General features: G+C 72.7%; 24 protein-coding genes and 3 pseudogenes. 14 read left to right on the top strand and 13 right to left on the bottom strand.

Going from position 1 to position 25,830, the window contains the following annotated elements; all coding sequences use genetic code 11:
- Window positions 1-12: 12 nt before the first annotated feature.
- Window positions 13-1,209, top strand: a complete 1,197-nt coding sequence (locus tag IF89_RS0120800; RefSeq protein WP_030770101.1) for a DUF2201 family putative metallopeptidase — start codon at window positions 13-15, stop codon at window positions 1,207-1,209.
- 6 nt (window positions 1,210-1,215) lie between these two features.
- Here the strand turns inward: IF89_RS0120800 and IF89_RS0120795 are convergent, their stop codons facing one another.
- Entirely contained in the window at window positions 1,216-2,028 is an 813-nt protein-coding gene (locus tag IF89_RS0120795; RefSeq protein WP_078628421.1) for an alpha/beta fold hydrolase, read from the bottom strand.
- A gap of 216 nt (window positions 2,029-2,244) precedes the next feature.
- Between IF89_RS0120795 and IF89_RS0120790 the strand changes: the two genes are divergently transcribed.
- From IF89_RS0120790 to IF89_RS47785, 4 genes are all read left to right on the top strand, one after another.
- On the top strand, window positions 2,245-2,988 hold the full coding sequence (locus IF89_RS0120790) for a VanZ family protein (RefSeq protein ID WP_078628420.1): 744 nt from the start codon (window positions 2,245-2,247) through the stop codon (window positions 2,986-2,988).
- On the top strand, window positions 2,976-3,641 hold the full coding sequence (locus IF89_RS0120785; RefSeq protein WP_030770095.1) for a response regulator transcription factor: 666 nt from the start codon (window positions 2,976-2,978) through the stop codon (window positions 3,639-3,641). The genes IF89_RS0120790 and IF89_RS0120785 overlap by 13 nt, the downstream gene beginning before the upstream one ends.
- A complete protein-coding gene (locus IF89_RS0120780; protein WP_030770093.1) occupies window positions 3,634-4,713 on the top strand; it encodes a sensor histidine kinase in 1,080 nt (359 codons plus the stop codon). Before IF89_RS0120785 ends, IF89_RS0120780 begins: the two co-directional genes overlap by 8 nt.
- A gap of 295 nt (window positions 4,714-5,008) precedes the next feature.
- Window positions 5,009-6,406, top strand: coding sequence for a DUF4157 domain-containing protein (locus IF89_RS47785; RefSeq protein WP_234327827.1), 1,398 nt, complete (start codon window positions 5,009-5,011; stop codon window positions 6,404-6,406).
- Window positions 6,407-6,516: 110 nt separating this feature from the next.
- Here IF89_RS47785 and IF89_RS0120770 read toward each other — a convergent pair whose 3' ends face one another.
- On the bottom strand, window positions 6,517-6,924 hold the full coding sequence (locus IF89_RS0120770) for a PPOX class F420-dependent oxidoreductase (RefSeq protein ID WP_030770088.1): 408 nt from the start codon (window positions 6,922-6,924) through the stop codon (window positions 6,517-6,519).
- A 111-nt stretch (window positions 6,925-7,035) separates the two neighbouring features.
- A complete protein-coding gene (locus IF89_RS0120765; RefSeq protein WP_030770085.1) occupies window positions 7,036-7,515 on the bottom strand; it encodes a zinc ribbon domain-containing protein in 480 nt (159 codons plus the stop codon).
- 294 nt (window positions 7,516-7,809) lie between these two features.
- Here IF89_RS0120765 and IF89_RS0120760 point away from each other — a divergent pair, with 294 nt between their 5' ends.
- Window positions 7,810-8,076 carry a hypothetical protein gene (locus IF89_RS0120760; protein WP_030770083.1) on the top strand — a complete coding sequence of 89 codons (267 nt, stop codon included), beginning with the start codon at window positions 7,810-7,812 and terminating at the stop codon, window positions 8,074-8,076.
- Window positions 8,077-8,251: 175 nt separating this feature from the next.
- Entirely contained in the window at window positions 8,252-8,680 is a 429-nt protein-coding gene (locus IF89_RS0120755) for an SRPBCC family protein (RefSeq protein ID WP_030770077.1), read from the top strand.
- Between the two features lie 81 nt (window positions 8,681-8,761).
- On the opposite strand, the gene IF89_RS0120750 is transcribed toward IF89_RS0120755, so the two are convergent.
- The gene (locus IF89_RS0120750; RefSeq protein WP_030770074.1) at window positions 8,762-9,700 is read right to left on the bottom strand and encodes a LysR family transcriptional regulator; all 939 of its coding nucleotides are present in this window, start codon (window positions 9,698-9,700) and stop codon (window positions 8,762-8,764) included.
- A 239-nt stretch (window positions 9,701-9,939) separates the two neighbouring features.
- Here IF89_RS0120750 and IF89_RS0120745 point away from each other — a divergent pair, with 239 nt between their 5' ends.
- A complete protein-coding gene (locus tag IF89_RS0120745; protein WP_051807350.1) occupies window positions 9,940-10,965 on the top strand; it encodes an alpha/beta hydrolase family protein in 1,026 nt (341 codons plus the stop codon).
- Here the strand turns inward: IF89_RS0120745 and IF89_RS0120740 are convergent.
- The 4 genes and pseudogenes from IF89_RS0120740 to IF89_RS49085 all read right to left on the bottom strand — a co-directional run bounded on the left by IF89_RS0120740 (window position 10,959) and on the right by IF89_RS49085 (window position 13,267).
- The gene (locus tag IF89_RS0120740; RefSeq protein WP_030770062.1) at window positions 10,959-11,390 is read right to left on the bottom strand and encodes a GNAT family N-acetyltransferase; all 432 of its coding nucleotides are present in this window, start codon (window positions 11,388-11,390) and stop codon (window positions 10,959-10,961) included. The genes IF89_RS0120745 and IF89_RS0120740 overlap by 7 nt on opposite strands.
- Before the next feature lie 279 nt (window positions 11,391-11,669).
- A complete protein-coding gene (locus IF89_RS0120730) occupies window positions 11,670-12,524 on the bottom strand; it encodes a class I SAM-dependent methyltransferase (protein WP_030770060.1) in 855 nt (284 codons plus the stop codon).
- A gap of 327 nt (window positions 12,525-12,851) precedes the next feature.
- A pseudogene (locus IF89_RS47780) lies at window positions 12,852-12,938 on the bottom strand (DNA-binding response regulator); the annotation flags it as partial.
- Window positions 12,911-13,267, bottom strand: coding sequence for a hypothetical protein (locus IF89_RS49085; protein WP_030770057.1), 357 nt, complete (start codon window positions 13,265-13,267; stop codon window positions 12,911-12,913). The pseudogene IF89_RS47780 and the gene IF89_RS49085, both read right to left, overlap by 28 nt.
- A 257-nt stretch (window positions 13,268-13,524) precedes the next feature.
- Between IF89_RS49085 and IF89_RS0120720 the strand changes: the two genes are divergently transcribed.
- The 4 genes and pseudogenes from IF89_RS0120720 to IF89_RS42250 all read left to right on the top strand — a co-directional run bounded on the left by IF89_RS0120720 (window position 13,525) and on the right by IF89_RS42250 (window position 16,823).
- Complete coding sequence (locus IF89_RS0120720; protein WP_234327826.1) at window positions 13,525-13,977, top strand: hypothetical protein; 453 nt, start codon at window positions 13,525-13,527, stop codon at window positions 13,975-13,977.
- A gap of 52 nt (window positions 13,978-14,029) precedes the next feature.
- Window positions 14,030-14,260 (top strand): hypothetical protein, encoded by a 231-nt coding sequence (locus IF89_RS46055; protein WP_158717901.1) that lies wholly within the window; start codon window positions 14,030-14,032, stop codon window positions 14,258-14,260.
- A 1,015-nt stretch (window positions 14,261-15,275) separates the two neighbouring features.
- Window positions 15,276-15,899: a hypothetical protein gene (locus tag IF89_RS0120715; RefSeq protein WP_030770051.1), complete on the top strand. Its 624-nt coding sequence runs from the start codon at window positions 15,276-15,278 to the stop codon at window positions 15,897-15,899.
- Between the two features lie 45 nt (window positions 15,900-15,944).
- Window positions 15,945-16,823, top strand: a pseudogene (locus IF89_RS42250) (IS5 family transposase).
- A gap of 25 nt (window positions 16,824-16,848) precedes the next feature.
- On the opposite strand, the gene IF89_RS0120705 reads toward IF89_RS42250, so the two are convergent.
- Complete coding sequence (locus tag IF89_RS0120705; RefSeq protein ID WP_030770048.1) at window positions 16,849-17,190, bottom strand: DUF5713 family protein; 342 nt, start codon at window positions 17,188-17,190, stop codon at window positions 16,849-16,851.
- A gap of 385 nt (window positions 17,191-17,575) precedes the next feature.
- Window positions 17,576-18,484 (bottom strand): aldo/keto reductase, encoded by a 909-nt coding sequence (locus IF89_RS0120700; protein ID WP_030770046.1) that lies wholly within the window; start codon window positions 18,482-18,484, stop codon window positions 17,576-17,578.
- A 71-nt stretch (window positions 18,485-18,555) separates the two neighbouring features.
- Here IF89_RS0120700 and IF89_RS0120695 point away from each other — a divergent pair, with 71 nt between their 5' ends.
- Together IF89_RS0120695 and IF89_RS42245 are read left to right on the top strand one after the other, a co-directional pair.
- On the top strand, window positions 18,556-19,566 hold the full coding sequence (locus IF89_RS0120695) for an ArsR/SmtB family transcription factor (protein ID WP_234327830.1): 1,011 nt from the start codon (window positions 18,556-18,558) through the stop codon (window positions 19,564-19,566).
- 45 nt (window positions 19,567-19,611) lie between these two features.
- Window positions 19,612-19,828: pseudogene (locus IF89_RS42245) on the top strand (Fur family transcriptional regulator); the annotation flags it as partial.
- Here the strand turns inward: IF89_RS42245 and IF89_RS0120690 are convergent.
- The 3 genes from IF89_RS0120690 to IF89_RS0120680 all read right to left on the bottom strand — a co-directional run bounded on the left by IF89_RS0120690 (window position 19,825) and on the right by IF89_RS0120680 (window position 25,679).
- On the bottom strand, window positions 19,825-20,361 hold the full coding sequence (locus tag IF89_RS0120690) for a YcxB family protein (RefSeq protein ID WP_158717900.1): 537 nt from the start codon (window positions 20,359-20,361) through the stop codon (window positions 19,825-19,827). The pseudogene IF89_RS42245 and the gene IF89_RS0120690 sit on opposite strands and share 4 nt — an antisense overlap.
- Before the next feature lie 545 nt (window positions 20,362-20,906).
- The gene (locus tag IF89_RS0120685; RefSeq protein ID WP_030770035.1) at window positions 20,907-23,816 is read right to left on the bottom strand and encodes a hypothetical protein; all 2,910 of its coding nucleotides are present in this window, start codon (window positions 23,814-23,816) and stop codon (window positions 20,907-20,909) included.
- Complete coding sequence (locus IF89_RS0120680) at window positions 23,817-25,679, bottom strand: HSP90 family protein (protein ID WP_030770034.1); 1,863 nt, start codon at window positions 25,677-25,679, stop codon at window positions 23,817-23,819. It abuts the gene before it with no gap.
- Between the last annotated feature and the right edge of the window lie 151 nt (window positions 25,680-25,830).

Genomic DNA, 25,830 nt, shown 5'->3' with positions numbered 1-25,830 from the left:
ACGGAGCGGCAGGTGGACCGGAGCCTCGACCGGGCGAAGCTGCTGGCGGCCCGCTACAAGGCGGCCGAGGCCCGTCCGTACCTGGCCTCCGCGCTGTACGCCCTGACGGTGGTCCCGTCGGACGGGGTGCGGACCATGGGCGTCGACCGCCACTGGCGCTGCTACGTCTCCCCCGCCTTCGTGGACGCGACCCCGGTCGTCGAGCTGGCGGGAGTGTGGATCCACGAGGTGGCGCACCTGCTGCGCGACCACCACGGCCGGGCCGAGCGGCTGCCGGCCGAGGACCAGGGCGACCACGTCCGGGTCAACATCGCCCAGGACTGCGAGATCAACGACGACCTGCTCGCCGACGGGCTGGTGCTGCCCGACGGCCGGATGGAACCCAGGCTCTACGGCCTGCCCGCCGGCGGGCTCTTCGAGACGTACCTGCCGGGGATCCCGCCGACGCCCCACGGACCGGACTGCGGTTCCGGCGCGCACGGCACGCCCACGCCCTGGGAGCTGGGCGGGGCCGGCGGTCCCGCCCGGGTCGGCCCGGTGGAGGCGGAGGCGCTGCGGCGGCAGACCGCACAGGCCGTACGGGCCCACATGCGCAGCCGGGGCCGGGTTCCCGAGGGCTGGGCACGATGGGCCGACGAACTGCTGGAGCCGTCCGTCGACTGGCGTGAAGCACTTGCGGGCGCGGTGCGCGAAGCCGCGGCGTGGGCGGCCGGCGCGGTGGACTACACCTACCGCCGTCCCTCGCGCCGCACGCCGGCGCTCGGCGGCCGGGTGGTGCTGCCCAGCCTGCGCAGGCCGCTGCCGCGGGTGGCCGTCGTCGTCGACACCTCGGGGTCGATGGGGCCGGAGGATCTGGCGGCGGCGCTGGCCGAAGTCACCGGCGTGCTGCGGGAGGTGGGCGTCGGCGGGAACCGGGTGGCCGTCCTCGCGTGCGACGCCGACGTGCACGTCGTGACCCGGGTGCGCAGTGTCGGCGAGGTGGCTCTGGCAGGCGGTGGAGGCACCGACATGCGGGTCGGCATCGAGGCCGCCCTGGCCCTGCCCGACCGGCCGAACGTCGTGGTCGTCCTGACCGACGGCCACACGCCGTGGCCGGACGAGACGCCGTCCTGCCGCCTGATCGCCGCCCTGATCGGCCAGGCCCCGCCCGCACCCCCGCCGTGGGTGGAGACCGTACGGGTCGACTCCGGCGGCCACGGTCCGGGGTAGGCCGTCTCATCCGTTTCCTCCCGATCCTGCCCCACCCGGCCGGTCGACGCGGTCGGGCGCTGCATGGCGTCGGACGTGCGGGGGTCGGGCAGCGTGCGGGGGGAGGTGGAGGGCGAAGCGGCGGACGGCGTCCGTGAACTCCTGGGGGGCGTCGAAGTTGGCGAGGTGCCGGGCCCGTGGGACCAGCTCGATGCGGGCGTCGTGGTGGGCGCGGGCGAAATCCTGCTCGCCGGAACGGAAGACGGTGTCCTTCTCGCCGTTCAGGATGAGCACCGGGGCCTTCACGTGCCGCATGGCGCCCGCATCGAAGCGGCCCAGCACTTCGCCCCACGCCGCCGGGAGGCTGTGGAAGGCGTAACCGGCCCGGATGGTCGCCTCCACCACCTCGGGCGGATAGAGCCGGCGCAGCAGCCGGTCGTTCCAGCGGGTCAGCCGGTCCGCGGGGAGGCGTCCGGCGAGCCCCGCGACGCAGCGGTACGGGGCCGTCCAGGCTCCGCGTGTGGAGGCGCTGGCGCCGGCCAGGACCAGCCCCCGCAGCAGGTCCGGGCGGCGGCGTGCGAACTCCAGTGCGGCGTAGCCGCCGAGCGAGTGGCCGACGACGAGGGCGGGCCCGCGGTCGAGCGAACCCACTGCGGCGGCGATGACCTCCGTCGCCGCATCCAGGCTCCAGGGCTGGCGGGCACGGGCGCCGTGGCCGGGGAGATCGACGGCTGCGACCGGGAAGTCCGCGCGCAACGGACCGAGTTGCTGGCTCCACTGGGCTGCGCTGAACCTCGTACCGTGCACCAGGACGATGGGCGGTGCGTCCGCGAGCGTCATGGGTCCCCCGATCCGCAGTCGATGCTTGCCAATGCACTCTATCCGTGCCGGAGTTCACCGCCGCCGAGGTCGACCACGCCGCGCGCAGGGCCGGCGTCACGTCCCGGGGGGAGGGCGTGAGCGGGGCGGGTTGGCCGAGAGCCGGGCGCGGATGTATCGCCGGCGTATCGGAAATCCCATACGCCGCCGCAACCGGCCCACCTGTCCAATGGGCGCATGAACGACGACGCTCCGCTGCCCGCGCCGCTGCGGCCCCCTCGACCCGTCCCGGCCGCTCGGTCCGCCACCCGGCCTGCCCGCCGTCCGGGCCGGATCGTGCTCCTCGGGGCGGCGCTCCTGGGCCTCGCGGGCGCGGTGTTCCTGCTGCGTCGGCCGCTCATGATGGCCGCGCCCGCGTGCATGGCCGGGCGGTGGCACGGCTGCTTCGACACGTTCAACGGCGTGGTGCTCATGACGCTGGTCGCGCTGCCGTTGGCGCTGCTGTCGGCGTGGCTCCTGGCACGGGTGCGGCGTGCTGCCGGTGCCGCGTCGGCGTGGCGGATGTCGCTGGCCGAGGTGGGCATGGTGCACGGGACGCTGCCGTTCGTGTGGATGATCCTCATGCCGGGTGCCGCGGCAGGCATGGTTCCCGGCCGGGTGAGCCTCGTACCCCTGCGGGACCTGGTGACGATGGGGCCGCTCGGGATCGTCGGCAACCTGCTCGTCTTCGCCTCCCTCGGGTTCTTCGCCCCGCTGCGGTTCCCGGCGCTGGCGTCCCTGCCGCGCATCCTCGCACTCGGCGCGGCCTGCTCCGTCCTGGTGGAGAGTGCGCAGTACGTGCTGGAACTGGACCGGGTGTCGTCCGTGGACGACGTACTGGTCAACGCCGCCGGTGCGGCGCTGGCCGCGCTGGCGTCGCGCCGCTGGTGGCGCAGGGGGGCGGCGCCCGGACGGCCTAGGCTTCGGTCATGCGTGTACTGATCGTGGAGGACGAGCCCTACCTCGCCGAGGCCGTCCGTGACGGTCTGCGACTGGAGGCGATCGCCGCCGACATCGCCGGTGACGGCGAGTGCGCCCTGGAACTGCTCAGTGTGCATTCCTACGACATCGCGGTCCTGGACCGCGACATCCCGGGCCCCTCCGGTGACGAGGTCGCCCGCCGCATCGTCGCCTCCGGCAGCGGCATCCCGATCCTCATGCTGACCGCCGCCGACCGGATCGACGACAAGGCCTCCGGCTTCGGGCTGGGCGCCGACGACTACCTCACCAAGCCGTTCGAGCTGCGCGAGCTGGTACTGCGGCTGAGGGCGCTGGACCGCAGGCGCGCGCACTCCCGGCCGCCGGTCCGCGAGCTGGCGGGCCTGCGGGTCGACCCCTTCCGCCGCGAGGTGTTCCGCGCCGGACGCTACGTCGCCCTCACCCGCAAGCAGTTCGCCGTGCTGGAGGTCCTCGTCGCCGCCGAGGGCGGGGTGGTGAGCGCGGAGGAGCTGCTGGAACGGGCCTGGGACGAGAACGTCGACCCCCTCACCAATGCCGTGCGCATCACCGTCTCCGCGCTGCGCAAGCGGCTGGGCGAACCGTGGATCATCGCCACGGTGCCGGGCGTCGGCTACCGGATCGACACCCTTGCGTAGGCGCCCGGGACTCAGCGCCCGCGGGAAACTCGCCCTCAGCTATGCCGGGTTCCTCTTCGTCGCCGGGGCCCTGTTGATGGCGGTGGTGTGGGGGTACCTGCTGCGCTATGTTCCCGACAACTCCCAGGGTCTGCTCGGGGTCTCCCCCAACCGCTACCTCCTCGTGCGCACCTTCGCCCCCGCGGCGGCCGTGGCGATGGCCTTCCTGCTGGTGTTCGGGCTGGTGGGGGGATGGCTCCTGGCCGGCCGGATGCTGGCACCGCTCACGCGGATCACCGAGGCGGCACGGACCGCCGGGAAGGGGTCGCTGTCCCACCGGATCCGCATGGAAGGCCGTCAGGACGAGTTCCGGGAACTGGCGGACGCGTTCGACTCGATGCTCGAACAGGTCGAGTCGCACGTCGCGGAACAGCAGCGGTTCGCCGCGAACGCCTCCCACGAGCTGCGCACCCCGCTGGCGATCTCGCGGGCGCTCCTGGACCTCGCGCGCAAGGACCCGACGCAGGATCTGACCGAGATCGTCGAACGCCTGCACACGGTGAACGGGCGGGCCATCGACCTGACGGAAGCCCTGCTGCTGCTCGGCCGGAGCGACCGCGGGAACGTCGGCGGGGAGGAGGTCGACCTGTCCCTGCTCGCGGAGGAGGCCGCCGAAACCCTGCTGCCCCTCGCCGAACAGCGCCGGATCACCCTGGACGTCACCGGGGGCGCGGCACCGGTCTGCGGCTCCGCGGAGCTCCTGCTGCGCATGGTGGCGAACCTCGTCCAGAACGCCGTCGTCCACAACCTGCCCGCCGACGGCACCGTGACGGTCCACACCGGGACCTACGGCGACACCAGCGTGCTGCGTGTCGAGAACACGGGCCGCCCGCTCCCGCCGGAACGGGTGCCGACCCTGACCGAGCCCTTCCAGCGCGGGGCGGAACGCGTGCGCACGGACGAGCACGCCGGCGCGGGCCTCGGTCTGGCCATCGTGCACAGCATCGTCCGCGCGCACGGCGGGATCCTCACCCTCGTCCCCCGCCCCGAGGGCGGACTCACCGTCACGGTCCGGCTGGCCAGCGCGCCGTAGCGCCCGGCCGCGAGCGCGGCCTCGGCGGGCGTGGGGGACGGCAACCGGCCACCGCCGTTCGCCCCGCAGCGGCGCATGGTCGGATAATGCTTCGGACCCCCTGGTCACGACGGGTGTGACCGACCCCTGGGGGCGTGGCCGGCAGCCGCGTGAGGCGGCTTCCCCGACGTACCGAAAAGGCGATCGCGTGAGTCCCCAGCACCCCCGCTCGACACGCAGGAACGACGATCAATTACTGCAGGCCTCCAGCCGTTCCGCAGTGCCCCGGCAGACGTCCGAGCCTCCGACGGCACTGATGGCGCAGCAGGCCGCGGCCGGCAACGCAGCAGTCGTGCAGATGCTCCGCAGGGCCGGTCACGCACTCGCCCGGGAAGAGCACCGGCACACCGACGGGTGCGGGCACCAGCAGGCCGGCGGGCAGCCGGCCGTACGGGGTGCCGCCGTGCAACGGTCCGCCGTGCACGACGTCCTGCGGGCCCCCGGGCGCCCCATGGACACCGCCACCCGCACCGACATGGAAGCCCGGCTCGGCGCGGACTTCTCCGATGTCCGCATCCACGACGACAGCGCCGCCAAGGCTTCCGCAGCGGAGGTCGGCGCCCGCGCCTACACCTCCGGCAGCCACGTCGTCATAGGCTCCGGCGGCGGCGACAGGCACACCCTCGCCCATGAACTGACCCACGTCATCCAGCAGCGCCAGGGACCTGTCGCGGGTACCGACAACGGTGCGGGGCTCAGGGTCTCCGACCCGGCGGACCGGTTCGAGCGGGAGGCGGAGGCGAACGCCACCCGGGTGATGGCACCCGGCCATCGCGCCCCCACGGACGTGCAGCGCCACGCGGCGCCCTCGGCCGGGTCCGGTTCCGGCGCGCCGGTGCAGCGGGTCGACGACCCGCAGGCCCGGCTGACGGAGGAGTACTGGCGGGACAAGGCGGGGCTGGGCGGGGCCAGCAGCAGCGCCGCGAAGAGCAGGGCCACGCACATGGCCGACTCCAAGAAGGCCGCCAGGAAGTTCAAGGCCAGCAAACCTGCCCGCACGATCGACGAGATCATCAAGACCGTCGGGCCCGCACTGCTGGCGGAGCTGTCGAGCAAGGGGCAGGACGCCGGGCGCATGGAGCTGTACCGGTCCATGAGTTTCGAAGAGGCGGAGAGCGCTCTCGCCTACTGGGGCGACGCAGCCGCACGCGAGGAGATGCTGGCGTACGTGGCCTCCGGCGAGGGCTCGGCGAAGGAGTTCCGGGAGAAGGGCTACACCGGTATGACCATCGGGGCCCACCTCGGCGACCAGGGGCAGGCCGACGGGTACTACGACACCCAGGGTGATCCGTACGCCGTCCAGCTGAAGTTCACCCTCAAGCCCGGAGCCCACGAACTCCTCTTCCGGCAGGACCACATGGCCCTGGGCCCGGGCTACAAGAACGACTACATCCGCAAGGCGAACGCGGGCGGCGGCGACTACAAGAACGCCAACCCGAACGAGGGCACTTTGGGTGGCTACATCGGCGTCAAGGCCGAGGACAAGGAGCCGTACAGCCTCGGCATCGCGCAGGGGAACAACGGCAAGAACGGCCGGGAACTCGGGGCGAGCCAGCTGCTCTTCCAGCTGTTCGTCGACAACGTGGAGCTCGTCAAGAACCGGTCGGGGAAGGAACTGCCCTCCGCCGCGTCCCAGCAGGAACTGGCGGCCTGACGCCCGCAGCACCGCGGGGCCCCGGACCGGTCCGGCACGACCGGTCCGGGGCACGGGCGTCTGCGGCAGGGCCGGGGGTGTCCGCCGGGCCGGCGGGACCGATGCGCACCCTAGATCGAGCCGACGACCTTGCGGGGAACCACCCGGACCACGACGCGGGGGGCGTCGTCGACGGAGGCCGGGTTGAAGTCCCGGTACTCCTTGCCTGTGTACTTGCGCGAGAGTTCGTTGATCAGCTCCTGGCCGCCCTCTTCGGTCAGCTCCGCCGTCCCGCGCACCTCGGCATAGGTGTACGGCGCGTCGTGCGGGTTGATCATCACGGTGATCCGCGGATCGCGGCGGAGGTTCTTCTCCTTCCGGCGGCCCACCGTCGTGGAGATGAGCAGCTGGTCGCCGTCCCGCCGGAGCCAGACCACGGACAGTTGCGGGCTGCCGTCGGGCTGGATGGTCGCCACCGTCGCGAACACGGGGGAATCGTCGATGAGACGCTTCAGATCATCGGAGAGCGCAGCAGACACGGGTGAGTACCTTTCCGGAAGGGCGTCCCGCGCGCGGCACGGAACCCGACGACATCCAACCCGGCGCCACCCTATCCCCGCCGCCGCCACCGAGCGTGACGACGCGGCCGCCTACGCGGCGCGGGGTGGGAGGGGTGTGCCGCAGCCGGAGCAGAAGCGGGCGTCCGCCTCTATCGCGTGGCGGTGGCACCGGGGGCAGACCGCGTGCAGCGCGCACGGTTCGGGCGCGGTGGTGGGCGTGGTCCGGCCGATGCTCATACCGCGGCGCCTGCGGTGCGCGGTCAGGACGAGCAGGCCTTCGGGGCCGGCCAGCAGGGCGCGGGAGGTGCCGCGCGGCAGGAGGCCGAGGAAGCCGGGGGTCAGGCGGGACGTCGTCCCGTCCAGGGTGAGGGTGCCGCCGCCCGCGACGACGACGAGCAGCACGTCGACCTCGTCCTCGGTGTAGGCCGCGCCGCCGGTCCCGGGCAGGTGGCGCACCAGGTTCGCGTCGAGCTGGCGGTCCGCGCCCTCCAGCCGCCACAGCGCGCCGCTCTCCCCCTGGGCAACCGCCGCGAGCAGCCCCGCGACCGTTGTGACTTCAGCCTCCCGCACAGCTTGCCTGTCCTTCACGCCCGAGCCGATCCTCATCGCACCACACCATCATGATCTCCCCTTCGCGGCGTACGGGCAGTCCCACAACTTTCGCGGCCCGTGACTGTCGGCCTCGACGGGGCCCGGGGCCGGAGTCCGGTGCAGGGGTCCTGGTGTCGCGGCGTCCGGGGCCACGGCCGAATGCACGTGCGCGCCCTCGCGGCACGCCGAATTCCGGCACTTCCCACGATATCTCCCGTACTCCTATGTTATGGATATACGCGGCAACATCCGCTGAGCAGGAGGTATGTGACGATGCGTACGACTCTTCTTCGTGTGGCGACCGTGCTGGGTGCCGCGGCCGTGGTGGCCGTCGTCGGTGTCGGGGCGGCAGCCGCCGACGGCGTGGGCAGCTCGGGCATCGGCAACTCGGGCGTCGGCAACGCCGGCGCCTTCAACAACGGCGTAGGAAACGCCGGCATCGCCAACTGGGGGCTGGGCAACGCGGGCATCGCCAACACCGGCATCGGCAGCCACGGCATCGGCAACTCGGGCATCGGCACTTCCGGCATCGGCAACTGAGACGGCCCACGGGCCGGCGCGAGGACCGCGTGACACGAGGCGCCCGGCCGACAGCGGCCGGGCGCGTCCCCCACGAGGCCCCCTCCGCTGCGGGCGACGCCCGGGTGCGACGCCCTGCCGGAGAACCGGGCCACCCTGCACCTGGAGGGGAAGGGAACCCGTGGACCGTCGTGTCGTGACCGCCGCATTGCACGTTCCCCTCCCGCCCGAAGTCGCCTTCCGCCTCTTCACCGCCCGGGGCGAGCGCGATTGGGTGCCCGGCTGGGAACCCCTTTTCCCGGTCGCGGCGGCCGACGACACTGCGCCGGGAACCGTCCGGCTCACCTCGTCCCCCGACGAGGAGACGACCTGGCTGGTCGCCGCCCGCGACTTCCCCCGGTCGGTCTCCTACGCCCGCATCACCCCCGGCGTCCGCGCCGGCACGGTCACCGTCGCCCTGGCTGCGACCGCAGCCGGCAGTGAGGTGACGGTCACCTACGACATGACGCCCCTGACTCCCGCCGCAGCCCGGGCACTCGACGCGTTCGCCGCCGATTACCCGTCCTTCATCCGCTCCTGGGAAGAGCTCATCACCGCGCACCTCGTGCGGGGCGGGACAGCGTGAGCCGCCCGGGACCGGCCGTGGCGCCCGCTCCGCTGCCGCGGTCCGGCAGATGCGGACACGCCGCTGACCCGGCCGGCTCCGTCAGCCCACTCCGCCCTGCGTGAGGGACGGGTCCGGCAGCCAGTCGCGCCCAGGGTCGTACTCCAGCCAGCGGCTCCGCCGCGCCTGCGCAGCGCAGGCGGCGGTGAGCCTGTTCAGGCCCGGGTGGCCGTTGCCGGGGCGCCACACCAGGTGCCAGGCATACAGCGGAGTGGGGTCGACCAGGGGGACGGAGCGCAGCCCGGGGAGCTCCGGCCGGGGCACGTCGGCCGGCAGCAGCGAGAAGCGGCGCGGGTCGTCCGCCACCTCGGCGAGGAAGTGGGCGAGACCCAGGTTGACGCTCGATGCCCGGTCGGGGATGTCGAAGCGGTCGGCGAAGCGGTGGAGGAAGTCCAGGCGTTCCAGCGCGCCGGGGGCCCACAGCACGCTGCCGCTCAGTTGCTCGGGGCGCAGGGCCGCCTCGGCCGCCAGCGGATGGTCCGTGCTCAGCACGGCGTCGACCGGTTCGAGACGGACGAGGCGGTGCACCAGTCCGGTGGGCAGGGGCGGGTGGACCCGGCCGAAGGCCGCGTCGACGGCGCCGGACAGCAGGGCGTCCGTCACCGAGGGGAGGTCGCGGCCGTGCCCCAGCACCAGTTCCCCGGCCTCCGCCGCCACCTGGGCCACGGTCCGCAGGGGGGCGTAGAGGTGCCCCCACACGTCCACATGGAGCGGACGGTCCGTGCCGACCGCCGCGGCGACCGCGGCGTCGGCGGCGGACAGGGTCTGCCGTGCGGGCGCAAGGAAGCGCCGCCCGGCCTCGGTCAGGCGTACCGCGTTGCCGTGCCGCTCGAACAGCGTGGTGCCGAGCAGTGATTCCAACCGCGCGACCCGTTTGGACAACCCCTGCTGGGTGATGCCCAGCAGCCCCGCCGCCCGGCCGAAGTGCAGTTCCTCCGCGGCGTGCACGAAGGCACGCACCTGCGCGACGTCAAGATCCACGGCTCCCACCTTAGGGGTGGCCGTCGGTGACCGAGCACGCGGCCGAGCTGCGATGACAACGGATGGTTGTCGCTCGTGCCGGATCGTTGTTGGACCGCGGGGCGGGCGTCGGCGTTGGATGCGCGGCATGCACCGACTGATTCCGCCGGGCGCCGTGGAGCGCCCCGCCGCGTTCGCCGACGTCCCCCGACCCGTCCCGGGGGGGGCGGCGAGGCCGCCCTGCTGACGGGACGAGATCGATGAGCGTCGCCGAGTTCGCCGCCGCGCAGTGGACGCGTGCGACCGGCGCCGGCCTCGACCCCCACGAGTACCGGCACGTCACCGGCGGCCTGACCTCCGTCTCCGACTGGGGGCCGGCCTTCGAGGCCATCGGGCACGCCTACCTCCGGCGTGCGCAGCGGGCGGCATCCGCCGTCTCGGCGGGCGGGTACCTCACGATGGCGGCCCGCTGGTTCCACGTCGCCACGCTCGCGCCGTACCCCGAGGCGCACCGCGCCGCAGCACTGGCGGACGAGGCCCTGGGCCGGGCGCTCGCCGTACGGGAGCCTGCCGCGCGGCGGGTGAGCGGCGCGGGCTTCACCGGCTGGCTGCGCGGCCCGGCGGACCCGGCCCAAGCCGTCGGCACCGTGATCGTCGTACCCGGTCTGGACTCGGCGAAGGAGGAGTTCCTCGACCTGGCGTCCGCGCTGCTGGCGAGGGGCCTCGCGGTGTTCGCGATGGACGGCCCCGGCCAGGGCGTCCTCGCGGCCACCAGCACCCTGAGGGCGGACTACGAGCAGGTCGTGGGCGAGGCGATCGACGCCCTCGGGGTGGCTCGGGTGGGACTCGTCGGCCTCAGCCTGGGCGGGTACTTCGCGGCCCGTACCGCCGCGCTGGAGCCGCGCGTGGCGGCGGCCGCCACGGTGAGCGGGCCCTTCCGCCTCGACTGGGCGCACCTTCCGCCGCCCGTGCGGGAGGTCATGGCCCGGCGGGCCGGAGGGACCGCCGCCGCACGCGAGTTCGCCGGCCAGGTCGATCTCGCCGCTCTCGCACCGCGCATCACGGCGCCGCTCCTGGTCGTGGACGGGGGCCGGGACCTGATCCCCGGCGTCACCGACGCCGCACCGTTGGCCCGGCTGGCGCCGAGCGGCACATACCTGTCCGTCCCGCACGGCGACCACCTCCTCGGCAACGCTCGGCCCGACTGGCTGGCCCCCCTCGCCGATCACCTCGCCCACCACCTGGCCGGCGACGCCGAGGGGGCGTGGCGCCGGCCGGCTCACTGACTGCCGAGGGTCATCCACCGCTCGGGCGCCTCCAGCGGGGCGAAGCCGATCCGGGCGTAGATCTCGTGCGCGTCGGCGGTGGCCAGCAGGACCCGCCGGAGCCTGTAGGGGGCGAGGTGGTCGCGCACGGCGGTGACGAGCGCGGTGCCGATGCCCTTGCCGCGCACCTGTGGGGAGATGTACACGTCGCACAGCCAGGCGAAATCGGCGTGGTCGGTGACCACGCGGGCGTAGCCGACCTGGGCGCCGGAGGCGCGTTCGTATACGCCGAAGTTGAGGGAGCCTGCGATGGCGCGGTCCTGCTTCTCCCTGGACCGGTCGCGGGCCCAGTACGCGTCCTGTGACAACCACTGGTGGACCAGCGCGTTGTCGATCCGTGCCGTGTCGGCGGATATCTCGTATGCAGCGGGAAGGAGAGTGGTCATGGCTGCATCCAAGCAGTCCCGATCACTGTCCCACCGCCGATTTTCCACGGGGCTCCCCTCAGCACCGGAAAGGACGCATGCACCGGCGCACCTGCCTCTCGGTTGAGGACAACAGGCTCCCGGTCACCACCCTGGGCGTTCCGATCGCTGCCGAGCGGCGGACGGCCTCTGCCCGGACCATCGACCGCTTGCTGTGACCGCAGGCCGGCGCCGGGTCGCTCGCCGCCAGACGGCCGCCACCCGGTCGTGTCCGCCAGGGCCGGCCGCTGGGGTCGTACGTCAGCGCGCGGTGACCGAATACGCGGCGAGCGCGCGGTTGCCGTGCGGCTTGGCAATGGCCCGGAGAACGTCGGCCTGGCTCAGGGCGAGGTGTCGCACCGGCTCGGGCAGCGCGGCCAGCCGCTCATCGCTTCCGACCAGGTCGAGGCAGGCTGCGATTTCCCAGTCGCCATCCTGAAGTTCTCCGGTGTCGACCGGCTCGCTGCCGTCGGCGGTCCAGCCGGTGTCAGACAGGAGCCGCAGCAGGCATTCACGGGAGAAGGGTGTGCGGACATTGCCTTGGCCGTGCGATCCCGCGGCCTCGGTCTGCCCCTGGATCAGCACGGCGAGCAGGTGCGCCAACTGGTCGTCGGAGGCAGGCGTCAGGTCCCACTCGGTGAAACACAGCCGCCGCGCCCACGGCCGTACCCGGGTCAGCGTGTCGCGCAGGTGTCCGAGTGAGGAGAAGTACCAGGAGGAATGTGTGAGCACCACGTGGTCGAAGGTGCTTAGGGGGAAGTCGACCGACGGGTCGAGGACGTCGGTGCCGAAGCGGAAGTCGATGCGTGGCCCGAGAGGGCCCGCGGCGAGCCGGGCTGCCGACTCTCCCAGCGTGACCGGCGCCCCGTAGGAGGGTGCGGCCACGTCAACGGCCACCACGCGCCCTTTCGGCCCGACCGCCTCTGCAAGGACGGCGGTCATGTCGCCCTGGCCGCAGCCCAGCTCCAGGACGGTTGAGCCGGGTGCGATGTGCCAGCTCGCCACGAGCGCGGCACGGTGGCGAGTCTGGGACAGCTGGGTGTCCGGGCTGTGATCGGCGGCGGCCATGCCGGCTGCGAGCGAGGGGGCCTTGGTGAGGAGATCGGAGTGATTCACAAAGTCCTTCGTGACATTCGACGGGCCGGTGCGGACCGAGGGTATGAGACGTGCGGCTGGTGGCGCTTCCGATTTCCCGGACGACCGGCGTGACGGCGCCCTGCGCAGCAGTACGCGTACGACTTGATCGGTGCGGCCAGGGACATCCGGACACCGGCTCCGCTCATCGGGCTCGGGTCGGATGGGCAGAGGGGCGCGGGCCGCGGCGGGTGTCTGGCCGCTGGGTTGCGTCTTCGGACCCGGCGGGGTGCCACTCCCCTGCTGCGACCTGCGGGGGCGGCTGTCCCCCACCCCCGCAGGTCGCAGCTGTCACACCCTTCTTCCCTCTAGGTCGTGCCTGCCGGCCCGGAACGCCTCCAGTCCGTCGAGTCCGTTCGCGGCCACCGCTACCTCATAGCTGTACCGTTCAAGGGAAGGCAGCCCCAGACGGTCAGGGGAGCCAGGACTGCGACGGCCGCGAGCCGGGAGCGGCGTACCGCCGCCGCCCCGAGGAGGACGGGGACGGTCAGCCCGGCCCAGGGCAGGAAGGTCTGGAACAGGCTGCCGAGGTTGGCGGCCCCGTTCGGGATTCTGGTGTGCAGGGTCATCGTCAGGGCCGCGCACACCGCGACGGCGGCGATCAGCGAGTCGCGGCCACGGCCGGTGGGCACGAGTACGCGGCAGCGGTTGGCGGACGGAGGCGGAGGCGGGGCGGGCGGCTCCGCCTTCCTGGCGGCCTTGGAACGGTACGGAGTGCTCAGCACGGCATCTGCCTTCCGGGTATCTCGTAAGCCGGTGATCCGGTACCGGCACAGCGTCGGTGAGGCGAGCTTCCAGGGCGTCAGGCGGCCCCTTCGAGGGACCTGCGGTTGCGTTTCAGCCGGGTATCGGTCATGCGGAGCAGACTGACGCCACGGGTCGTTGCCTGCACGGTCACCCGTGCAGGCCGTGATCATGATCTCGGGCACCCTCGTTGTCGTCTCCGCAGGCATCCTTTGGGCCACACCACCAGGAGGAATCTGTGTCATACCCGCAACCGCTGACCCCGGAGGAACAACTCGCCGAAGCGAAGAAGCGGCTGAGCCTCCCCCGTATCGTCGTGATCTGCGGCTCCACCCGCTTCATGGCCGATATGACCGAGGCCGACGTACGGGAGACCAAAGCCGGAAAGATCGTCGTCAAACCGGGCTGCGACATGAAGTCACCACACGAACTGTGGTCTGATCCCGTCGAGGCCGAGGCGCTGAAGGTCCGGCTCGACGAACTGCACCGGGCGAAGATCCGGCTCGCCGACGAAGTCCTGGTCGTCGGCGACTACATCGGAGAGAGCACCCGAGCCGAGATCGCCTACTCCCGGTCACTCGGCAAACCTGTACGGTTCACCCACCCCGAAACGGACCCCGACACCCGACCCGCACACTCCCCCACCCTGCACAGGCACCCTGCGGAGCCGCTGCCGCCGTCGCCGTCCTGACCGGCCACCCGAGCAGTGACCGAAGCCAGCCGCCGGCGGCGGCATCGGCGACATGGACAACCGTCCGTGTCGAGGCCGGGGCCCGCAAGGCAGCTGCGGGCAAAGCCCCGAGCCGAACAACAACCAGGCGGCGGAGGTAGCCGAGGACCGGCTGTCGTTCAACGACGCCTACGCGGCAGCGCCGTCGGCGGCGCCGGATGCTGCGATCCCTGACCCGGACCGCCGGACACGACGGCATCGCCAGGGCATGGGCTGGATGATCCGGCGGCTCCAGCAGCGCTGACCGGTGCAGCCGCCCCCTGGCCGCCCCGGCCGGCTCCCGCGAGGCCGACCGGGGCGCAAGGCCGTGCAGGCAGCCTTGCGCGCTGTGGGATGCGGCTTTCCCTGCGTCGGACGACTGCGAACGCAAGCGCGGCCGAGCGGAAGCGTGGGTGGAAGGCTCGCGGGGCGGTCGGCGATGCGGCGTTCGCACATCGCCCGGTGCTGCTCCGGGAAGCGCACGGCGATCTCAGAGAGCTTGGCTGTCATCAACGCCAGCGTGCGCCGGGAGCAGCACGCGTGGTGCGAGGCGTAGGCGAACGGCATCGTACGCCTTGCGCACGCAGGTACGTCCTTCTCGATGGCCTGGCAGCTCGCCGACCGTAGGCGCCCGGACCCGCCGGGCAGCCGCCCGCCTCGCACACACCTGCGCCCACCAGGACTCCGAAGCCGGGCTGTGCGCCGAATACGCCGCTACGTCGGTGAGCCCGACCGCCACGACGAGGACCGCCGGCGCACCGTGCCCTGCGCCGCGGCAGTCGCCGCCGTATACCCAACCGCAGGCATTCTGTCGTCGCGTGGTGCGCCGACGCCCGCTCGTACGTCGTCACCGGCGGCGCCCTCCGCCAGCGCACCCAGGACCACGGCAAAGGCCGGCACCGGCGGTCGCCTCATGCCCTGACGAGCTGCCCGGGCGCCGTCCGGGGACACCGGGACCGAGGAGCGGTACGGGGACCCAGCCATCGCGTCGACGACCGGGCGCCTGCCCCGCCCCACCCGTCTGCTGCCGACATCCGACGGCGCCTTCGGACCGTACGAAACCACCGGCCGCCTCCTGACCGAAGACCTGCCCGGCCCACCGGACACCGCGGCGCGCAACCTGGTCGGATACGCCGACATCCGCGCCCGGGAGCTGTAGCGCCCCGCGGCCGGCAAAGCCTCCGCCCTCGTGGCAGACCCACCGGGCCCGGCGAGGCCGTCCGGAGCTTTGATCGTCGGTCGACCCAGGGCGCTCCTGGGCCGATGGCTAGCATCGCCGCATGGGTGCGGACATAACAGTCCTGGTCGCCGACTGGGCGCATGTGATGGATCTGGCTCCGGAAGACCGGCTGCGGGTGGTACAGGAGTCGGCGTACGCGGACGACGACCCCGACGGAAGCGGTGACGTCGTCGACGGGTGGGTGTGGCCGGCCGCCGGGTCGGAGCGAGCCTGGCTGGGGCGGTACGAGTTCCCGGGCACGCTCGGCTCGTACAAGCCGCACTTCTGGGCCGCGGAGGGCTGGGAAAGGGTCCGGGGCGCCGCCGAGGACGGGGTGAGGGCGGCGCTGGACGAGTTCCTGGAGGGGTTGATCTGGTGGGGGCCGCAGGCCGACGTCGATGCGGAACAGGTCGACCCCGGGGTGTTCGCCTCGCTGGAGGGACTGTGGAGGCCCGGACCGCTGATCGTGCTCAGTCCGGCGACGGTGGCACGTCTGCGGCGGAGGTGGCTCGAGGCCGCCCCGGGTCTGGAGGGTCTGCGGGTCCCCTACGCGGAGCTCGCGGGGCGGCAACCGGGACAGTGGGTCGCCAGGTTCGATGAGTTCACCGAGTTGGTGTCGGGCTGGGCCGAGGTGGTCGACGAGGCAGACCGACGGGGGTGGCGCGTGATCGGCCTGCCGATCTAGGCCGTATATCGAAAGTGGATCTTGGGTTGTGAATGATCACGGTTCATGGGTCGGGGAGATCTCACGGACGAGCAGTGGGCGGTGCTGGAGCCGTTGTTGCCGAAGGGCGCGAAGGCGGGGCGGCCGGCCGTCTGGTCTCGGCGGCAACTGATCAACGGCATACGGTTCCGGGTCCGGACCGGTGTGCCGTGGCGGGACGTCCCTGTCGAGTACGGGCTGTGGGGCCGGGTCTACGACCTGTTTCGCCGGTGGCAGCGGGACGGCACTTGGCATTGGATCCTCACCTGCCTCCAGTCTTTGGCCGACGCGAAGGGTGCGATCACGTGGGATCTGAGTGTCGACTCCACGGTCTGCCGCGCCCATCAGCATGCGGCCGGGGCCCGCAAGCAGGGAGACCTTCAGAAGGAACCACCAGGTGGCGTGTTCACCGAGCCCCGTGATCACGGGCTTGGGCGAGGCGCTCGCGCGGCGGGTTCACCACCAAGCTGCACCTGGCCGTCGAGCAGGGCCAGAAGCCCATGGCGATCGTGATCACGGCAGGACAGCGCGGGGACTCGCCGCAGTTCGAACCGGTGCTGGAGAAGGTCCGTGTGCCTCGAATTGGGCCGGGCCGGCCGTGTCCGTCCCGATCGGGTGCGGGCGGACAAGGCGTACGCGTCCCGTAGGGACCGCGCCTACCTGCGACGCCGCGGGATCCGCTGCACCATCCCCGACAAGGCCGACCAGGCACGCAACCGCCGGAAGCTCGGCTCCCGCGGCGGCCGACCACCACATTTCGACCCGGCCGACTACCGCCAGCGCCATGCGGTCGAGTGCGGGATCAACCGCCTCAAGAGATACCGCGCCGTCGCCACGCGCTATGACAAGCTCGCGGTCCGCTACGAGGCGACCGTGCTGATCGCAGCTCTCAACGAATGGCTTTGATCGGAGGCGGCTTTCCCGTCCTCGTTCACCAGTCCCGGCCGGAAGCCAGCTCCTCCGCATCCGCGTCCGTGAACCCGTATGCCGACGCGACGAAGCAGAACTCGTCACAGATCCACTCACGTGCAACCGTCTCGATCCCGCTTCCGGCCGCCACGAACTCCCTGTCCAACAGGTTGAACTCCTCCGTCGCAGCCTGGGTAAGTACATACAGGCTCTCCAGATCCGACGGCTGCTCGGCCTCAACGCGTTCGCACAGCCGCAGCAGGATCGCTTTCCCTTGATCGACCACGTGATCAGGAAAGTACGAGTCGTCGTACATCTGCCGCAGGAACGCGTGTCCCGCTATCTGCTGGTTCGTGATCGACATGGTGCTTCCCTACCTCCGTGAAAGGCTGACGCGCCGATCATGCACAGCACCACTGACAACGACGCTCAATCGATGCCGGACCCCACGCGACCTGGACTTTCACAACAGGCCCTAGGTGGGGTCTTGGCGGCCGCCGCGGTGACGGCCTGGCCACCCCGGTCCGTCATCAGGTCGAGCCGGCCGGTCTGGAGGACCGGTTCACCGAGCCCCGCACGGCGCCCCGTGCGTCACCGCGACCGGGGCCCGCCTCCCGAGCGGCAACCGCTCCATCTCCGGGGGCCCTGCACGACGTCGTCCTCCACCGGCTGCCCGGCCGACCGACCGGCCGACCGGCCGACCGGGTGTGCCCCAGCGGCGAGCGCGGGAGGCGCCTCCGGCGCGGGACTCAGGACGCCCCCGGGCCTCGGTGCAGGGAGTCCACAACGGCCAGGTCGGCCGCCGTGAGGCGAAGGGCGCCGGCGGCCACGTTGGCCGCGAGGTGCTCCGGGTCCCCCGTCCCGGGAATCGCCAGTACGTGCGGTCCCCGCTGCAGCGTCCACGCCAGCCGGACCTGGGCCGCGCTCGCCCCGTGCGCACGCGCGACCTCCAGCACCTCGGCGCAGTCGTCCCCGACGGCGCCCGCCTGCCGTCCGGTGCCTGCGATCGAGTAGAACGGCACGAACGCAACACCCCGTTCGCCGCAGATGCGCAGGAACTCGTCCTGCTCCGGCTGTACACCGATGCCATACATGTTCTGCACGCACACCACCGGCGCGATGGCCAGGGCCTCGTCCAGGTGGTGGGGCCGGACGTTCGACAGCCCCAGGTGGCGGACGAGGCCGGCCTGCCGGAGCTCGGCCAGCGCTCCGAAGCGTTCGGCGATCGAGTCGGTGCCGACGATCCGGAGGTTCACCACGTCGAGGTGGTCGCGACCCAGCTGGCGGAGGTTCTCCTCCACCTGGCCGCGCAGCTGTTCGGGCCGCGCGTGGGGCAGCCACTCACCCGAGGGGTCGCGGCCGGGCCCGACCTTGGTGGCGATCACCAGGTCCTTGGGGTACGGCGCCAGCGCGCGGCCGATCAGCTCGTTGGCGGAGCGCAGCGGCGAGAAGTAGAACGCCGCCGTGTCGATGTGGTTCACCCCGAGGTCCACCGCGCGGCGCAGCACCTCGACCGCCCGGCCGCGGTCTCGCGGGACGGCTCCGCTGATGAGGGCCTCGCCGTTCTGTGCCAGGCGCATCGCGCCGAAGCCGATCCGGTTGACCGTGCGGTCGCCGAGCTTCCAGGTGCCTGCTGTCGTCATCGTCTGTGAGGTCATGCACGGGATGTTCGGTGGCGGGTAGGCTGCCGGGCCATTGGTTAAGGCATGTGTGAATCCTCGGGGTGGCGGTGCGGGCGGAACTGGCGTTCTCGGTGGGCGATCTGGCGCGGATGCGGTTCGCCGTTTCACCGATGTGGGAGGTCGGGCCCAGTCTGCGGCTGCTCAGGTCGGGGCACGAACACCCCGTGCACCGGGCCTGGACGGCGCAGGTGCGGCCACGGCTGGCGGCCACGGGACTCGACCGCGGCCGGCTCGCCGAACTGGTGCCGCCCTCCGGCTACGTTCCCGACTTCCTCAATCCCGCGCCCGCAGGGCCCTGCCCCACCTTCGAGGAAGAGCTCGCCGCGATCCGGGCCGCACCCGCCGCCAGGGTCCGCGGGGAGCTCGACCGGCTGCGGGCCGATCAGGGGCGCCTGGGCCCGGGGCTGAGCGGCCTGTACGACGACGTACCACGCCTGCTGGAGCGGGTGGCGGAGGAGATCGAGGCCTACTGGACAGTGGCCCTGGCGCCCTACTGGGTGCGGATCCGCACGGTGCTCGACGCCGACATCTTCCACCGGACCCGACAGGTCGCCGAGCACGGCGCGGGCCGCCTCCTGGGCGAACTGCACTCCTCGGTGAGCTGGGACGACAGCTTCCTGCGGCTGGACGACCGCCGGGCGCCACTGTCTCGGCAGTCGGCCGGCGCCGGCCTGCTGCTGATCCCCTCGGTCTTCACCGGGCCGGTCCCGTTCACCCGGCTGGCGCCGCCCGATCCGCCGCAACTGGCCTACCCGGCCCGCGGTATCGGCGGGCTGTGGGAACCCCGTCCCGTCCATCGGGGCGGGGGCGGCGCCCTGGCCCGCGTACTCGGCCGCTCGCGCTCCCTGCTGCTGGCAGAACTGGACTCGCCCGCCACCACGACCGAACTCGCTCGCCGCACGGGGTTGTCGGTGGCCGGGGTCTCCCAGTGCCTCACGGCGCTGCGCGGTGCGGGTCTGGTCAGTGCCCACCGGGCCGGACGCTGCGTGCTGTACGCCCGCACGTCCGTGGCCGAGGCCCTTCTGACCGCCACCTCCGAGGACCCGCCGCCCACCTGACCCGCCCCGGCGAGCAACAGCCCTCAGCCCGAGTCACCCCGTGCGCGCACCAGCGACGGCGAGTCCGTGTACCGGCGCTGCTCCACCGGCGACCGCCACCACCACCATCTGGTCTGCCGCAAGTGCGGCAAGTCCGTCGAGGTGGAGGGTCCGGCCGTGGAGAAGTGGGCGGAGTCCATCGCGGCCGAGCACGGCTGCGTGAACGTCCGCCCCCACGGTGGAGGTCTTCGGCACCTGCGCCGACTGCGCCTCCGCCTCCTAGAGGCGGCGCAGGTTCCGGTCCAGGATCGCGCGCAGGCGGTCGACGTCGGCGGGCTCCTCGGCCCCCCGCTTCGGCACCGCCGCGAGGCAGCCCGCACGCGGGGCCCCGACCAGCACGAAGAGGTCCGGCGTCTCGGCGTAGTGCGTGAAGAGCTTCCAGTCGACCGTGTACGACATGGTCTCGCCCGTGGTCACGGCGCCTCGATCGTCGACCACCGTGCGGCACTGCCCGTAGGGAGCCCACACCGCGTGAAGCCGGCGCGCCATACCGCGCCGGCCCCGTACGACTCCGAGGACTCCGGCACCGAGCCCCAGCACCGCGGCGACCACGACGACGCCCGGCAGCAGCCCACGGAACAGCGCGAACGCCAGCACGAGGCCAGCGGTCGCCAGGGGAGGCAGGAGCGTCTCCGCACGCCCCGCTCCCGTCCGACGGGCACGCACCCGGACGACGCCCTGAAGGTCTGCGAGCGTCAGCCCGTAGACGTAGGCCGCCTGCTCGGTCCGCTGTGCTTGATCCCCACCCGTGTTCATGACAGTGAACCCTACCGGCGGGGCGGAGCCCGGCGGTCACGCGCCCGAGTCAGGACGTGGATTCCGGCTGGTTCGGGACCGTGCCGCCGCGCGGCGAGTCCCGCACAGGTGCAGCTCCGCACCTCCTCGGGGGCTCACCGGCTCTTCGGGGGCCTGGTCCGCGATCTGGTGGACCGTGGTGGTGGGCACCAGCGGGAGGTCGGGGCGGATGCGGGCACGCGGTCGACCGTGGCCGTCGTTGGTGCGAGTGGTGGGGCTGGGAGGTCAGGAACCGCACCCTCCGGGCGCCCCTGAGCCTGGTATACGCCGAGGAGGGCGGACGCCGGACCGCCTTCGCCGCAGACGGACGACTCCGGGCGATGTGGGACACCGGCAAACGCACCGCCGGCGGGGAGCAAGAGCTGAACATCGCGGGGGGGTATGCGCAAGAGCTGGGCCCAGGAGAGACCGCCGACGTTCGGCCGGCTCCCCTGGGCCCCGAGCAGTGGAGGGCACGTGAAGTGCCGCGCTGCGATCAGCATCGATCTCCCGGCAGGGCCCCGTTGCTAGCGCTTCATGTAGTCCTCGCGGAGGGTCTCCAGGATGTGGGCGGCGTGCGGGAGGTCGGCTGCGCGGCAGCGGGTGGCGGCCGTGGTGAGGCGGGCCGCCGCCTCCTTGAAGCGGGCGAGGCCGTTGCCCTCGATGAGGGCTGCAATGCGGACGGCTTCGGCACGCGGGACCTCGCCCTGTTCCCCGCCTTCCTCGTGGGCGGCGATGGCGGCCTCCGCCTCGGTCAGGGCCTGCTCGAAGCGTTCGGCCTCCGCGAGGACGCGGGCGCGGCGGTAGTGCACGTTGCCGCGTTCGTACCAGGCGGCGAAGTCGTCGGTGTCCTGCGGTACGGCGGCGAGGACCGCGTCGGCCCGCGTCAGGTGCTCGAGGGCCGCGTCCAGGCTCTCCGGTCCCCTGGCGTGGAGCGTGAGGCGGGCGAACTCGCACATCATGTGGATGATCAGAGGCGGGTTCGCTGCCTCGGCATGTGCGGCGACGGCCCGTTCGTATGCCGTGGTCGCCGCGTCCCAGCGATCGGCCAGCGCCAGCGTGGTGGCCGCCTCCGCGGCCACCAGGGTGAGGACCTGGCGGTCGTCCTCCTCCCAGCCGGCGACGGCGTCCGCGAGCCGCACGAACTCCTCGGCCGCGGGCAGGTACTCCCCGAGCTCCCGCAGTCCGCGCGCCAGGGTCAGGCGGGCCTGGGCGATGGCCCGCTCGTCGCCCGAGGCGGCGCCCTCACCTGCGAGTACGGATTCCAGGACGGCGACGGCGTCGGCCTGCCGGCCGGCCCGGGCCAGGACATCGGCGAGCTGGAGCCGTGCGTCCATGGCCTCGTCGTGGGCTGCGTCCTGGTCGAACCGTGCGGCCGCCTCGGACAGGTGGCGCACGGCGCCGTGCACGTCGTCGAGGTGCGAGGCCGCGTGTCCGAGGAGGGCGTACGTCGGCGCGACCGCGAAGTCGGCGTCGTCGTACCGGGCCGCGTCGGCGAGTGCCCGGTGCAGGAGTTCCGCCGCCTCGGCCGGCTGCCCCTTGCCGAGCAGCAGCTGGGCGAGCAGGGCGCGGGGGCGCGAGCCGCGCCAGGGTCGGTCGGAGGCGTCCACGGCCGCGAGGGCGGCCCGCAGGCCTTCCTCGGCGCGTTCGGACTCGCCGGCGCGGGCCGCCAGGTCGGCGAGGAACTGGAGTGCGTTGGCCACGTGGTGGGGCACCGACAGGCGCTCCGCCTCCGCCTTCAGCCTCCCGGCGTGCGCCTCGAAACGCTCCCGGGCGGAGGGATCGGGCTCCGGCAGGGTCCGCACGGTCTCCTGGTAGGCGGCGAAAGTGGCCGCGTACAGCACGGTGAGGTACTCCAGCGCGACCTCCGGCTCGGTGGGCGTCAAACCGGTTTCCGACATGAGGAGTTGCGCCTCGGCCAGGAGGGCGTCCAGGCCGGTGCGGGCCGCCTCGTGGTCCGCGTCGTCGGAGGCGCTCAGCCAGGCCAGGCTGCGGGCGCGCGCGGAGAGGGCGTGCCAGGGCATGCCCAGTCCTTCGAACAGCTCGGCGGCCCGCTTCAGCTCGGCGGTGCTCTCCGCTTCGCGGTCGTCCTTGGACAACCGGAACGCACGCTGCTCGGCGAGCTGGGCCCGCAGCAGTTCCTCCGGGCCGAGTTCTTCGGTGTGCGTGGCGCTGCCGTCCGCGAGTCGCTCCTCGATGCGGGTCCAGAGCCGGTGATCTCCCGGATGCCCGGCGAGAGCCAGACGGCGCGCCTCGCGCACCAGGGCGACGAAGTCCTGGGGGACGTCCGCTGTCACGGCGGGCGCGGGGGAGGTGCGGGAGAGGGAGGCGCGCAGGCCGAGCGGCAGCGGCTCGGCGAGCAACGGTCGCTGCTCGAGACGCTTGCGGCGCCTGTCCCCCACGGCGGTGGTGGCGTTGCGCGCGTCGAACGCGGCGGCGAGCCGGTCCGCCTCGGCCCGGACGTGGGCGAGGAGTGCGCCGGCGGTCCAGTTGCGTCCGGGCGGGCCCGCCACGGCCGTGTCGGTGTGTCCGTCCTCGGCGAGGCGGGTCAGCAGCACTTCGACGCCGGTGAGGAAGCCGAGGTGGGCCAGGGGCGCGCCGGTCGCCTCGAACAGCGGGCGGTTCTCCGCGAGGATCTCCAGCCCTCGGCCTTCGTTGCGGGAGAGGGCGCAGAACTCCAGGTGGAGGCCGACCTCGTCCTGCATGCCGGTGTTGCCGCGGACCCGGCGGTAGCCGGTGAGGTGGTGCGAGCGGGCCTCGTCGGTGCGGCCGACGCGCAGCAGCGGCAGCAGGGCGCGCGCCTGGCTCATCTGCGGTTCCTCGGTGCAGTTCGTATCCCCTTCGAGGACCGGCTGCCAGACCTCCAGTGCTGCGGCGTCGTCGCCCGAGGTCACCCGGTGCTCGGCGAGGCACCGGACCTCGCAGGCCTCGCAGTCGCTCAGCTCCGTACGGGGGCGGGTGACCCAGAGGTCGTAGGCGTCGGCGAGGCCTTCGCCGGTGTGGTGCGCGACGTGGTAGCGCATCGCCGCGACCGGCTGCATGCCGTGGTCGGCGTCCGCGTAGCGGGTGCGCATCTGCTCGATCCACCCCTGGATCGTGGCCAGGGGCATTTCGGGTACCTGGAGGAGGGAGGTCGTCACCCACTTGAAGCGCCAGAAGACCTGGTGGGCCTCCCACTGGCTGAAGGCTGCGGGGGCGGTGTCCCAGAGCTTGAGAACCCGGGCGAACACGACGGGGGACTTGCGGTGCTCGCCGGTGTGCTCGTACGCCTCCATCAGCTCCAGCAGGGCGGTGACGAGGACGTCGGGCTTGGCGGGTTCGCCACAGGATTCGGCCGCCTCGACGAGCTCCTCGGCGGTGATGGTGCGCTGCAGGCCGTGGGGGCGGTCGTTGTTCTCGCGGAGCGCTTCGACGACGGCCTCGGGGGTGTCCAGCATCTACAGTTCCTTCCGGGGCTCGGAGCCGGGTGCCGCCGTGGCGTTGTGGTGCATGGCGTGGGTGAGCAGGCCGATGAAGGCCCGGTTGAGCAGGGCGCTCTCGCCGGCGCGCAGGGGGCGGCGGCTGAGCAGGAGGGCTTGGCCGTAGAGGGCCTCGGCCGTGGTGACGGCCAGTCCGCGTTCGGTGATGGTGAGGGCCTGGCGGACCAGCGGGTTGAGGTGGTTCAGGACGAGCTGGGCCCGCGGGGTCTCGTGGCGCAGCGAGCCGAGGATGTCGGCCCACAGGCCGTCGCTGTCGGCTGCCATGCTCGACCGGGTGCGCTCGTGGCGGGCGTCCCGGTTGTCGAGGAGCAGGGCGGGGGCGGTGACGGGCTGGAAGTCGCGCAGGACGACGTCACAGTCGTGGAGGCCGATGGTCTCGCGGGCCACGGCGAGGAAGGCCGCAGCGCGCAGTTCCGCGGACGGGTCGACGGCGTCGAGGTGGGCGGTGACGGTGGCTGGGTCGAGGTCGGTGACGGCCGTGCCGGGGCGGATCTCCGGCAGCCGGTGCACGAGGTCGCGGTCGTAGGTGTAGCCGCCGTTGACGACGCCCAGACCGGCAGCCGCGGCGATGGGCGCGACCTGTCGGAACTCCTCGACGCTCCGGGTGACCAGGAGGGTCGGGTGCGTCCGCGTGAACTCCTCCAAGGTGACGTTGCCGTCGGTGGTTTCGAACGGCAGCCAGGGCAGCACGATGCGCAGCAGCTCGTCGTCGTAGCGGGCGAGGGCCTTGACGGCGAGGTGGTGTGTGTCGATGAAGCGGTGCAGCAGGGACGGGTCGCTGGCGGCCAGTCCGGTGAGCCAGTCGCGGATCCGGTCGCCGAGGGCGTCCCGTACGGCGGACAGGGTGCCGTCCTCGTAGAGGGCTTCGCGGGAGGCGGTGGGGCGCAGGCTGGTGGTGTCAATGACGCAGCGAACGAAGAACGCCCACTCCGGGAGCAGTTCGGGCGCCTGGTCGGTGAGGAGCATGCCCTTGAGGTGGACGCGGTGGCCGGCGCGCTGGGCCGGGCTCACGGCCGCGGGCAGGACGTAGGCGACGCCGCGCAGCCCCGCGGCCGGCAGGTCGAGTTCGATGGTGTCGAGGGGGGTGAAGTCGAAGAGGCTCCGGCAGTAGGCGATCATCGCCTCGCGGCGGGCCAGCGGGGAGCGGTGGGCGCGTTCCCACGGGGGTGTGTCGTTGATCTGGTGGGTTTCGCCGTGCGGGTCGACGACGGTGACCTGGTGGCGCAGCAGTCCGCCGTAGTGGCGGGCCAGCGAGATGACCTGCTGCGGGGTGGTCCACTCGGCGTTGTCGGCGCGCGGGGTCAGGCGGACGGTGGTGCCGGGCTCGGGCACGGCCGAGGCGGGCAGGGTGCGGATGGTGTAGCGGCCGTCGGAGTGGCCGCGCCATTCGACGGCGGGCGCCGAAGGGTGGGCGGCGGACCGGCTGAGCACCGTGATCTCGTCGGCGACGACGAAGCAGGCGAGCAGTCCGATGCCGAACTGGCCGATGAAGTCACCGCGGGCGGTGTCGAGGCCGGCCCCGTCGAGGACGCCGTCGGCGGTCCGCTTGGAGCTGCGGCCGATCGTGGCGAGGAAGCGGTGGACATCGGCCTCGGTCAGGCCGATGCCGGTGTCCGTGACGGTGAGGGTGTCGCCGGTGCGGACCGTGATGGTGGCGGGGGCGCCTGGGGCGACGGCCTGCCGGGCGGTGATGGCGTCCACGGCGTTCTGCAGCAGCTCGCGAAGGTAGACGCGGGGACTGGAGTAGAGGTGGTGGGACAGCAGGTCGACCAGGCCGCGCAGGTCGACCTGGAAGGTGTGGGCAGTCTCTGAGTGGGGCACCTGGCGAAGTCTTTCGGTGGGCGCGTCCCGCGGCCGCGAGCGGCGTGGGCGGGTCAGCGGAGGGAAGGGGTGCACGGGTGTGCGGCGGGGGTGGAGGCGGCAGCTGCCGGGGAGGGGAGGAAGGGGCACGGAGAACCGGCCGTCCTGGCCG

It is taken from the genome of Streptomyces sp. NRRL F-2664 (genome assembly GCF_000719345.1).
In the GTDB taxonomy this organism is placed as follows: Bacteria; Actinomycetota; Actinomycetes; order Streptomycetales; family Streptomycetaceae; genus Streptomyces.
This window is presented reverse-complemented; position numbering and strand designations above follow the sequence as displayed.

Coding starts and splice junctions, on each gene's coding strand:
- IF89_RS0120700 (WP_030770046.1), bottom strand. CDS start 18,484: ATGACCTCACAGACGATGACGACAGCAGGCACCTGGAAGCTCGGCGAC.
- IF89_RS0120745 (WP_051807350.1), top strand. CDS start 9,940: ATGAGCGTCGCCGAGTTCGCCGCCGCGCAGTGGACGCGTGCGACCGGC.
- IF89_RS0120715 (WP_030770051.1), top strand. CDS start 15,276: ATGGGTGCGGACATAACAGTCCTGGTCGCCGACTGGGCGCATGTGATG.
- IF89_RS0120685 (WP_030770035.1), bottom strand. CDS start 23,816: ATGCTGGACACCCCCGAGGCCGTCGTCGAAGCGCTCCGCGAGAACAAC.
- IF89_RS0120690 (WP_158717900.1), bottom strand. CDS start 20,361: ATGAACACGGGTGGGGATCAAGCACAGCGGACCGAGCAGGCGGCCTAC.
- IF89_RS0120795 (WP_078628421.1), bottom strand. CDS start 2,028: ATGACGCTCGCGGACGCACCGCCCATCGTCCTGGTGCACGGTACGAGG.
- IF89_RS0120760 (WP_030770083.1), top strand. CDS start 7,810: ATGCGTACGACTCTTCTTCGTGTGGCGACCGTGCTGGGTGCCGCGGCC.
- IF89_RS0120705 (WP_030770048.1), bottom strand. CDS start 17,190: ATGTCGATCACGAACCAGCAGATAGCGGGACACGCGTTCCTGCGGCAG.
- IF89_RS0120790 (WP_078628420.1), top strand. CDS start 2,245: ATGAACGACGACGCTCCGCTGCCCGCGCCGCTGCGGCCCCCTCGACCC.
- IF89_RS0120785 (WP_030770095.1), top strand. CDS start 2,976: ATGCGTGTACTGATCGTGGAGGACGAGCCCTACCTCGCCGAGGCCGTC.
- IF89_RS0120740 (WP_030770062.1), bottom strand. CDS start 11,390: ATGACCACTCTCCTTCCCGCTGCATACGAGATATCCGCCGACACGGCA.
- IF89_RS47785 (WP_234327827.1), top strand. CDS start 5,009: ATGGCGCAGCAGGCCGCGGCCGGCAACGCAGCAGTCGTGCAGATGCTC.
- IF89_RS46055 (WP_158717901.1), top strand. CDS start 14,030: ATGGACAACCGTCCGTGTCGAGGCCGGGGCCCGCAAGGCAGCTGCGGG.